5 protein-coding genes are annotated in these 10,469 nt (G+C 63.1%); 2 read left to right on the top strand and 3 right to left on the bottom strand.

The window, feature by feature from the left end:
• Positions 1-86: 86 nt before the first annotated feature.
• Entirely contained in the window at positions 87-989 is a 903-nt protein-coding gene (gene galU / locus NKI73_RS20775) for a UTP--glucose-1-phosphate uridylyltransferase GalU (RefSeq protein ID WP_502899241.1), read from the bottom strand.
• A 208-nt stretch (positions 990-1,197) separates the two neighbouring features.
• On the opposite strand from galU, the gene NKI73_RS20770 reads away from it, so the two are divergent.
• Positions 1,198-2,418, top strand: coding sequence for a lytic murein transglycosylase (locus NKI73_RS20770; protein ID WP_352632772.1), 1,221 nt, complete (start codon positions 1,198-1,200; stop codon positions 2,416-2,418).
• 128 nt (positions 2,419-2,546) lie between these two features.
• Complete coding sequence (locus NKI73_RS20765) at positions 2,547-3,761, top strand: SGNH/GDSL hydrolase family protein (protein ID WP_352632771.1); 1,215 nt, start codon at positions 2,547-2,549, stop codon at positions 3,759-3,761.
• Positions 3,762-3,791: 30 nt separating this feature from the next.
• On the opposite strand, the gene NKI73_RS20760 is transcribed toward NKI73_RS20765, so the two are convergent.
• Positions 3,792-5,246, bottom strand: coding sequence for a glutamate synthase subunit beta (locus tag NKI73_RS20760; protein WP_352632770.1), 1,455 nt, complete (start codon positions 5,244-5,246; stop codon positions 3,792-3,794).
• A gap of 140 nt (positions 5,247-5,386) precedes the next feature.
• Positions 5,387-10,108, bottom strand: a complete 4,722-nt coding sequence (gene gltB / locus NKI73_RS20755) for a glutamate synthase large subunit (RefSeq protein ID WP_352632769.1) — start codon at positions 10,106-10,108, stop codon at positions 5,387-5,389.
• Positions 10,109-10,469 lie beyond the last annotated feature (361 nt).

The raw sequence follows: 10,469 nt of genomic DNA, 5'->3' as shown, positions 1-10,469 counted from the left end.
ATTCGGACCCTCCGGTGAGTGCTGCAGCTTGGTAACTCCAGTCTCCTCGGTCCGGTCCGAATGGACAACCCTCTGAAAGCTCACACCTAGGCGGCGCCGCGCCTCTCCGACGGTCTTATCTCATCGAGAAGCGTGCGGATTACGCCGGCCATGTTCCCGTTCATGTCGCTGCGCCACAGCGCGAAGGCGACATTGGCCTCGACAAAGCCTTCCGGCGATCCACAATCGAACGTGCGACCTTGATAGTGATAGCCATAGAAGGCTTGCTGCTTTTCCAGCTTCAGCATCGCGTCGGTGAGCTGGATCTCGTTGCCGGCGCCCTTTTCCTGGCCTTCGAGGATCTTGAAGATCTCGGGCTGCAGGATGTAGCGGCCGTTGATGTAGAGATTGGACGGCGCGGTGCCGGTTTTTGGCTTTTCCACCATCTCGGTGATGCGGAAGCCGTGATGCGTATCCTCACCACGGCCGACGATACCGTATTTGTGGGCTTCGGCGGGATCGCATTCCTGCACGGCGATGATGTTGTTGCCGGTTTCCTCGTAGAGCTCGACCATTGCTTTCATGCAGCTCTTCTCCGACTGCATGATCATGTCGGGCAACAAAAGCGCGAAGGGCTCGTCGCCGACGAGCTCGCGGGCGCACCAGACGGCGTGGCCGAGCCCCATCGGCACCTGCTGGCGTGTGAAGCTGGTCTGCCCCGGCGCCGGCTGCAGCCGTTGCAGGCGGGCGAGCTGATCGTCCTTGCCGCGCTGGGCCAGCGTGTCATAGAGCTCGAACTGGATGTCGAAATGATCCTCGATGACGGCCTTGTTGCGGCCGGTGACGAAGATGAAATGCTCGATGCCGGCCTCGCGCGCTTCATCCACCACATACTGGATGACTGGTCGGTCGACGACGGTCAGCATTTCCTTGGGGACAGCCTTGGTGGCCGGGAGAAACCGTGTGCCGAGACCGGCGACCGGGAACACTGCCTTGCGAACTCTCTTCATGCTGTCAATTATCCGTTTGATGGCCAGCTCCGCAATCCCCGTTTCAAGACATTTTCACGCCGGAATTGAGGATTACTGGGTGATAGGGGGGAACGTTACCAGTAAAGCTTCGAGGCGTCTTTTCCTTCCCGGCGGCACCTATGGTAAACTAATTCCTAACCTGGTTCGGCGATGAATGGTCTTTCCTGAGACAGAGAAGGAGGAAAAGATGTCCGTTCGCAATGCCGCAAAACGTTTTACCAGCGTCATAGCGGCAGCCAGCCTCTCGCTCGCCCTGCTGATGCCCGGCCCCGCTTTCGCCGATGCCGGCTTCCGGCAGTGGGTTGCCGGCTTCCGCGCCACCGCCGTGCAGAGCGGCGTTTCCGGTGCCCTTTACGACCAGGCCTTCAGGGACATCAGGGATATTGACCCGGTGGTGCTGGAAAAGGCGCGCACGCAGCCTGAATTCACGGCCCCTGCCTGGGACTATTTCGACAACCGCGTCCACGACCAATCGGTCTCCGTCGGCCAGCAGATGGCCAGGAAATGGAAGCCGTGGCTGGACAGGATCGAGTCAAGGTTCGGCGTCGACCGCTACATCCTGCTGGCCATCTGGTCGATGGAATCGAACTATGGCGAGATCCTCAAGCGCGACGACATCATGCGCAATGTCGTGCGCTCGCTGGCGACCTTGGCCTATGCCGATCCGAAGCGGGCGAAATTCGCCCGCACCCAGCTGATCGCCGCGCTTAAAATCCTGCAGACCGGCGATATCGACGAAAGCCATCTGAGCGGATCCTGGGCCGGCGCCATGGGCCACACCCAGTTCATCCCGACCAGCTATCTGCACTATGCCGTCGACATGGACGGCAACGGCAAGCGCGACATCTGGAATTCTATCCCCGATGCGCTGGCGACGGCCGCCAACCTGTTGAAGAAGAATGGCTGGCAGGCCGGCAAGACCTGGGGCTACGAGGTTGCCGTGCCTGCCGGCAAACTTCCCGGCGGCTCCAAGACGCTGTCGCAATGGCAGGCTCTCGGCGTGGTCAGGGCCAACGGCAAGCCGTTCAAGAACGGCTCCGACAAGGCGACGCTGAAGGTGCCCGACGGCCGCAGCGGGCCAGCCTTCCTGATGATCAAGAATTTCTCGGTCATCAAAGCCTACAACAATGCCGACAAATATGCGCTTGCCGTCGGTCTTCTTGCCGACGAGATCGCCGGCTCCAGCGGTCTCGTGCAGGACTGGAAGCGGCCTTTCACCAAGCTCACTTTCGAGGAAAGGCAGGAGCTGCAGAAGCGGCTTTCCCAGCATGGCCTTTACGATGGCAAGTTCGACGGCAAGATCGGCGACGGCTCGAAGTCAGCCATCATGGCCTTCCAGGCCAGCGCCGGCCTGGCCCAGGATGGCTATCCGAGCATGGAAGTGCTGAAGTGGCTCCGGCAGAAATAGAGCCGCCTGCGGTGCCGCGCGGCCTTTCGGGCGCGCAAAGGACACTGTAGCAATCTGGTTGGCGCGGCATTTCCCGAAAAATCGATGCGATTTTTCGGCAGGACTGCGCCAAGGGATGGAGGAAACGATTGGCTTCGGCTCCGCGCATCGCAGGACTTGTCCGTCGCATGCCGGTGCTCATTCTGGCCATCGTCGTGCTCGCCGTCGGCGTGGCTGGCGCCTTTCATGCGCCGGCCATGGCGCAGGAGCAGCAAAACCACGGCTGGTCGTTGCGCGACCTCCTGTTTCCGCGCCGCAGCGAGCGGTTCGAGCCGCCGCTGGATATCCAGAGGGCAAGGCCCAGGCCAAAGGCGAAAAAACCCCGGGCGCCGCGCCCGCCCGCGGAACCGGAAACCCCGGTGGTCGAGAAGGCGCCGGACGCCCGAACCGTCCTTGTGGTCGGTGACTTCATGGCGGCGGGCCTCGCCGAAGGCCTCGACACCGCCTTTGCCGGGAATGCGGGCGTCAGGATCGTCGTTCGCAGCAATGGTTCGTCCGGCTTCGTGCGCGACGACTTCTACAACTGGCCCGAACAGATCAAGTCGCTGATCGAGACCGAAAAACCCGCCGCCGTGATCGTCATGCTGGGCTCCAACGACCGCCAACAGATGAAAGTCGGCGACGTGCGCGAACAACCACGTTCCGAGACCTGGACCAAGGAATATGACCGTCGCACCGACGCGTTCGGCAGAGCCATCGCCGCGACCAAGGTGCCTTTCCTGTGGGTCGGCATGCCGGCGTTCCGGGTACCGAAGATGACCTCAGACATGCTTGCCTTCAACGACATCTACCACCAGGCAGCCGATAGCCACGGCGGCGAATTCGTCGATATCTGGGACGGCTTCGTCGACGAGAACGGTGCCTTCGTCACCAGCGGTCCCGACATCAACGGCCAGCCGGTGCGACTGCGCGCCGATGACGGCATCAACGTCTCGAAGGCAGGCAAGCGCAAGCTCGCCTTCTATACCGAAAAACCGTTGTTGAAGATTCTCGGCCTGACCGCGCCGGGAAGCGTGGTCACGGCTTCCGCTCCGGCGGGCGCTCCCGTGGAGGCGCCGGCACCGGCCGCGGCCCCCATCGTCATCGACCGCACCGCGCCGATGCTGCTCAGCGATCCGGCACTCGATGGCGGCTCCGAGCTGCTCGGCGCGGCACCGCCGCCTAAGGCCAACCCTGACCTGCCGGGTGAAAAGCTCGTGGTCGAAGGCAAGGCCCCGGCGGCTTCCCCCGGCCGCGCCGACGATTTCTCCTGGCCGCCGAAGGCTGCAGCCGCGACCGACACCACGACCGCGATCAATCGTTAGTATCGCAGAGCGGCTCTGAGGCCGTTTGGCTCAGCGCGGGAGAACGCTCGATCCCATCAATGCCTCGTCGATCGAGCGTGCCGCCTGGCGGCCTTCACGGATCGCCCAGACGACCAGCGACTGGCCGCGGCGCACGTCGCCGGCCGCATAGAGCCTGTCGACGCTGGTGCGATAGTCACGGTCATTGGCCTCGACATTCCTCGAGCGGCGGTTGTCGGTGACGATCTTCATCTCACCGTCCAGCTCTGTCGCCACACCGGCCTTCGCCGGTCCGGCAAAACCGATGGCAATGAAGGCGAGATCGGCGCGGATGACGAATTCGCTGCCGGCGATCGGCTTGCGCTTGTCGTCGACCTCGCAGCACTTGACGCCGGTCAGCTGGCCTTCCTCGCCGATGAATTCGAGTGTCGCCACCTGGAATTCACGCTCCGCGCCTTCGGCCTGCGAGGACGAAGTGCGCATCTTGGTCGCCCAATAGGGCCAGACCGAAAGCTTGTCTTCCTTCTCAGGCGGTTGCGGACGGATGTCGAGCTGGGTGACGCGCACCGCACCCTGGCGGAAAGCCGTGCCGACGCAGTCGGACGCGGTATCGCCGCCGCCGACGACGACGACATGCTGGCCGCCGGCGATGATCGGGTGCGACGGCCACGCCACCGACTGGATCGGTTCGCCGCCGACCCGCCTGTTCTGCTGCACCAGATACGGCATCGCGTCGTGCACGCCGCCGAGATCGTCGCCGGGAATGCCGGCCGCGCGCGGCGTTTCGGACCCGCCGCAATAGAGCACGGCATCATGTTCGGCGAGCAGCTCCGCAACCGGCTTGTCGACACCGACATTGACGCCGCAATGGAAGGTCACGCCCTCGCCCTGCATCTGCTCGATGCGCCGGTCGATATAGTGCTTCTCGATCTTGAAATCGGGAATGCCGTAGCGCATCAGCCCGCCGGGCCGGCTTTCGCGCTCATAGACATGGACGTCGTGGCCGGCGCGGCCGAGCTGCTGGGCAGCCGCCATGCCGGCTGGGCCGGAGCCGATGACGGCGACACGCTTGCCGGTCTTCTTCTCCGGCGGATAGGGCCTGATGTGGCCGGTTTCATAGGCCTTGTCGGCGATCGCCTGCTCAACCGTCTTGATGGCGACGGGAATGTCCTCGAGGTTCAGCGTGCAGGCTTCCTCGCAGGGCGCCGGGCAGATGCGGCCGGTGAACTCCGGGAAATTGTTGGTCGAATGCAGGTTGCGGATCGCGTTGTCCCAGTCGCCATTGTAGACGAGGTCGTTCCAGTCGGGGATCTGGTTGTGGATCGGGCAGCCCGTCGGTCCGTGGCAGAACGGAATGCCGCAATCCATGCAGCGCGCGGCCTGTTTCTCGACCTCCTTGTCCGACATCGGCAGCGTGAATTCACGGAAATGCCGGATGCGGTCGGAGGCCGGCTGGTACTTGTGCACCTGCCGGTCGATTTCGAGAAAGCCCGTTACCTTGCCCATAGTCCAGTTCCTGCTGTCCAGATGGTGCGGTTTTCGCCGCACCCGTTAACCTCTTGAGGCAGCCATGGCAACCTTTCGCACGAGGTCAAACTATCGATGAAGACGGGCCGGGAAACCTGGGCCTCCCGGCAATTCCAAATCTATTCCGCCGCCACGCCCATGCGCATGCGCTCCATCTCGATCAGCGCGCGGCGGTATTCGACCGGCATGATCTTGCGGAATTTCGGCCGGAATGTCGTCCAGTCGTCGAGGATCTCGCGACCGCGCACCGAACCGGTGTAGTGCACATGGTTCGAGATCAGCTGGTAGAGCCGCTCCTCGTCATGGCTGGTCATGTCGCCGGACACGTCGACGCGACCCTTGTGATCAAGGTCGCCGCCATGGTGCAGCAACCTTTCCATCAGGTCGTCTTCTTCCGGAACCGGCTCCAGCTCGACCATCGCCATGTTGCAACGCTCGGCGAAATCGCCTGCCTCGTCGAGCACATAGGCGACGCCGCCCGACATGCCGGCGGCGAAGTTGCGGCCGGTCTGGCCGATGACGACGACGATGCCGCCGGTCATGTACTCGCAACCATGGTCGCCGACGCCTTCGACGACTGCCGCCACGCCCGAATTGCGCACCGCGAAACGCTCGCCGGCGACACCGGCGAAATAGGCCTCGCCCTCGGTCGCGCCATAGAGCACCGTGTTGCCGACGATGATGGAGTCCGCCGCGACGATCTTGGCCTCTTCCGGCGGCCGGATGACGATGCGCCCGCCCGACAGGCCCTTGCCGACATAGTCGTTGCCGGCGCCGACAAGCTCGAACGAGATGCCGCGCGCCAGGAACGCGCCGAAGGACTGGCCGGCGGTACCGGTGAGCTTCACCGAGATCGTGTCCTCGCGCAGGCCCTTGTGCCTGAAGCGTTTGGCCACTTCGCCCGACAACATGGCACCCGTGGAGCGGTCGACATTGCGGATGTCGACCTCGATCTTGACCGGCTGCTTGCTTTCGAGCGCGGGCTTCGCCAGTTCGATCAGCTTGCGGTCGAGCACGTCGTCGATCGGGTGCTTCTGCCGCTCGGTCCAGTGCGATGCCTCATGCGGGGCATCCGGCTTGAAGAACATCTTCGAGAAATCGAGTCCACGCGCCTTCCAGTGTACGATCAGGTCACGCTTTTCCAGAAGGTCGGTGTCGCCGATGATCTGGTCAATATGGGTGTAGCCCATCTCGGCAAGCAGACCGCGAACCTCTTCCGCCACGTAGAAGAAGAAGTTGATGACATGCTCGGGCGTACCCTTGAAGCGCTTGCGCAGCACCGGATCCTGCGTCGCGACGCCGACCGGACAGGTGTTGAGATGGCACTTGCGCATCATGATGCAGCCGGCCGCGATAAGCGGCGCGGTCGAGAAGCCGAACTCGTCGGCGCCAAGCAGCGCGCCGATGATGACGTCGCGGCCGGTGCGCAGACCGCCATCGACTTGCAGCGCCACACGCGACCGCAAGCCGTTCAGCACCAGCGTCTGATGCGTCTCTGCAAGGCCCATTTCCCACGGACTGCCGGCATGCTTGAGCGAGGTCAGCGGCGAGGCGCCGGTACCGCCATCATAGCCGGAGATGGTGATGTGGTCGGCGCGCGCCTTGGCGACGCCCGCCGCAACCGTGCCGACGCCGACTTCCGAGACCAGCTTGACCGACACGTCGGCCGCCGGATTGACGTTCTTCAGATCGTAGATCAGCTGCGCCAGATCCTCGATCGAATAGATGTCGTGATGCGGCGGCGGCGAGATCAGCCCGACGCCCGGCGTCGAATGCCTGACCTTGGCGATGGTGGCGTCGACCTTGTGGCCGGGCAGCTGGCCGCCCTCGCCGGGCTTGGCACCTTGCGCAACCTTGATCTGCATCATGTCGGAATTGACGAGGTATTCGGCCGTGACGCCGAAACGACCCGAGGCGATCTGCTTGATCGCCGAGCGTTCGGGGTTCTTGCCGCCGCCAGGCAACGGCAGATAGCGGTCGGCCTCTTCGCCGCCCTCGCCGGTGTTCGACTTGCCGCCAATCTGGTTCATGGCGCGCGCCAGCGTGGTGTGCGCCTCGCGCGAGATCGAGCCGAACGACATCGCTCCGGTCGAGAACCGCTTGACGATGTCGGCCGCCGGCATGACATCGTCGAGCGCGACCTTCTTGCGGCCGGTCTCCTGCGCCAGCTTGAGCCTGAACAGGCCCCGAATGGTCTGGGCGCGGGCCGTCTCGCTGTCGATCTGGGCGGAATAGTCCTTGAACGTCTCCCATGATCCCTGGCGAACGGCGTGCTGCAAGGTGGCGACCGCGTCGGGCGACCACATATGCGCCTCGCCGCGCATGCGGAACATGTATTCGCCGCCGACCTCGAGGCTGTTGCGCAGCACCGGGTCGTTGCCGAAACCGTCATTGTGGCGGCTGAGCGTCTCGGTCGCGATCTCGTCCAGCCCAACGCCTTCGATCAGCGTAGCGGTGCCGGTGAAGTATTGCTGCACGAAATCGGTCTTCAGCCCGATCGCGTCGAAAATCTGCGCACCACAGTAGGACTGGTAGGTCGAGATGCCCATCTTGGACATCACCTTGAGGACGCCCTTGCCGATCGACTTGATGTAGCGCGAGACGACTTCGTAGGCGTCCACTTCCTTCGGCAGCTCGCCACGCTTGTGCATGTCGAGCAGCGTATCGAAGGCTAGGTACGGGTTGATCGCCTCGGCGCCATAGCCGGCAAGGCAGCAGAAGTGATGCACCTCGCGTGGCTCGCCGGATTCGACGACGAGGCCGACCGAGGTGCGCAGCCCCTTGCGGATCAGGTGATGATGGACCGCGGCCGTCGCCAGAAGCGCCGGTATGGCGATGCGGTCCGGCCCGACCTGGCGGTCGGACAGGATGATGATGTTGTAGCCGCCGGCGACCGCCGCCTCCGCCCGCTCGCACAATCGGTCGATGGCGCCCTGCATGCCCGCGGCCCCTTCGGCGGAGCCATAGGTGATGTCGATCGTCTTGGTGTCGAAGCGGTCCTCGGTGTGGCCGATGGAGCGGATCTTTTCGAGATCGCCATTGGTCAGGATCGGCTGGCGCACCTCGAGCCGCTTGCGGCGCGAATTGCCGACCAGGTCGAAGATGTTCGGCCGCGGTCCGATGAAGGACACCAGGCTCATCACCAGTTCCTCGCGGATCGGATCGATCGGCGGGTTGGTGACCTGGGCGAAGTTCTGCTTGAAATAGGTGTAGAGCAGCTTCGACTTGTCCGACATCGCCGAGATCGGCGTGTCGGTACCCATCGAGCCCACCGCTTCCTGGCCTGTCGTCGCCATCGGCGACATCAATAGCTTGGTATCTTCCTGGCTGTAGCCGAACGCCTGCTGGCGATCGAGCAGGCTGACGTCCCTGCGCAATTCGCGCGGCTCGACCGGCTTCAGATCTTCCAGGATGAGCTGCGTGTTGGCGAGCCAGGTCTTGTAGGGATGCTTGGCCGCGATCTCCGACTTGAGTTCCTCGTCGGAGACGATGCGCCCCTTCTCCAGGTCGATCAGAAGCATGCGGCCGGGTTGCAGACGCCACTTCTTGACGATCTTCTCCTCCGGCACCGGCAGCACGCCGGCTTCCGAGGCCATGATGACGCGGTCGTCGTCGGTGACGATGTAGCGCGCCGGGCGCAGTCCGTTGCGGTCGAGCGTGGCGCCGATCTGGCGGCCATCGGTGAAAACCACCGCCGCCGGTCCGTCCCACGGCTCCATAAGTGCCGCATGGTATTCGTAGAAGGCCTTGCGATCGGCATCCATCAGCTTGTTGCCGGCCCAGGCTTCCGGGATCAGCATCATCATGGCGTGGCTGAGGCTGTACCCGCCCTGGAACAGGAACTCGAGCGCGTTGTCGAAGCAGGCGGTATCGGATTGGCCATCGTAGGAGATTGGCCAAAGCTTCGAGATGTTGTTGCCGAACAGTTCGGAATCGACCGAAGCCTGCCGCGCCGCCATCCAGTTGTTGTTGCCGCGCACGGTGTTGATCTCGCCATTGTGGGCGACCATGCGATAGGGATGCGCCAGCTTCCACGACGGGAAGGTGTTGGTCGAGAAGCGCTGGTGGACGAGGATCAGCGCGGTTTCGAAGCGCGGATCGACCAAATCCTTGTAATAGGCACCGACCTGATAGGCCAGGAACATGCCCTTGTAGACGACGGTGCGCGCCGACAGCGACACGCAATAGGCGCCGATGTCCTTGTTGTCGTTCTCGGCATACATGCGGCCCGATATGACCTTGCGCAGCAGATAGAGCCTGGCCTCGTACTCCTCGTCGTCGGTAATGTCTGGCGTGCGGCCGATGAAGATCTGCCGATGAAACGGCTCGGACGCCACTATCTCAGGCGCCTTCGACAGCGACGAATTGTCGACGGGCACGTCACGGAAACCGATGAGCGGAAGCCCCTCGGATTGCGCCGATTCGGCAATGATGTCCTCGATATGGGCGCGAAGTGCCGCGTCCTGCGGCATGAACCAGTGTCCGACGCCGTATTGACCCGCCGGCGGCAGGTCGATGCCCTGGGCCGCCATTTCCTCGCGGAAGAAACGGTCTGGAAGCTGCACCAGCACGCCGGCGCCATCGCCGACCAGCGGATCGGCGCCGACGGCGCCGCGATGCGTCAGGTTTTCGAGCACGGCCAGCCCGTCCTTGACGATCTGATGCGACTTCACGCCCTTCATGTTGACGATGAAACCGACGCCGCAGGCGTCATGCTCGTTGCGCGGATCGTAGAGGCCTTGAGCCGAAAAACCGGTGTTGGATCGGAGCATATTTTTGACGGTTGCCGCTTTCGTCTGCGCGGCCTGGCCGTTCGTCGCAGAGTGCGTCATGTCCGTCATCTCCTGTCCTCCATTCCAGCCCTTCGGGCGCTGGTTTGCCTCGGCAAGCGCTTGGCTCACCCTGATCCTTGTGGCACGTCTTGCGAAATCCTTGCCGAACCAAGCGGCTTTCCGCATGGTTCGTATTCGTACAGGCCAGATTGAGGCCGTCCACCTGTCGCTCGCAGCAACAGCCGGAGAGGCCCAAATGATACGCCAATCCAGCTCGTTTTGTGCGACAAAATAAGACAGCACTACTGTCCTAAATTTTTATGACAGAAATCACGGACGCACACAAGACCGATTCACAAAAAACTTGGACCGTTCGCGACAGAAAATTACGTGAAGTTGAGGAAAAACGTAAGGTTCAGTCGCGGGCTGC

Source organism: Mesorhizobium sp. M0496 (assembly GCF_040321205.1).
Classification (GTDB): Bacteria; Pseudomonadota; Alphaproteobacteria; order Rhizobiales; family Rhizobiaceae; genus Mesorhizobium.
This window is presented reverse-complemented; position numbering and strand designations above follow the sequence as displayed.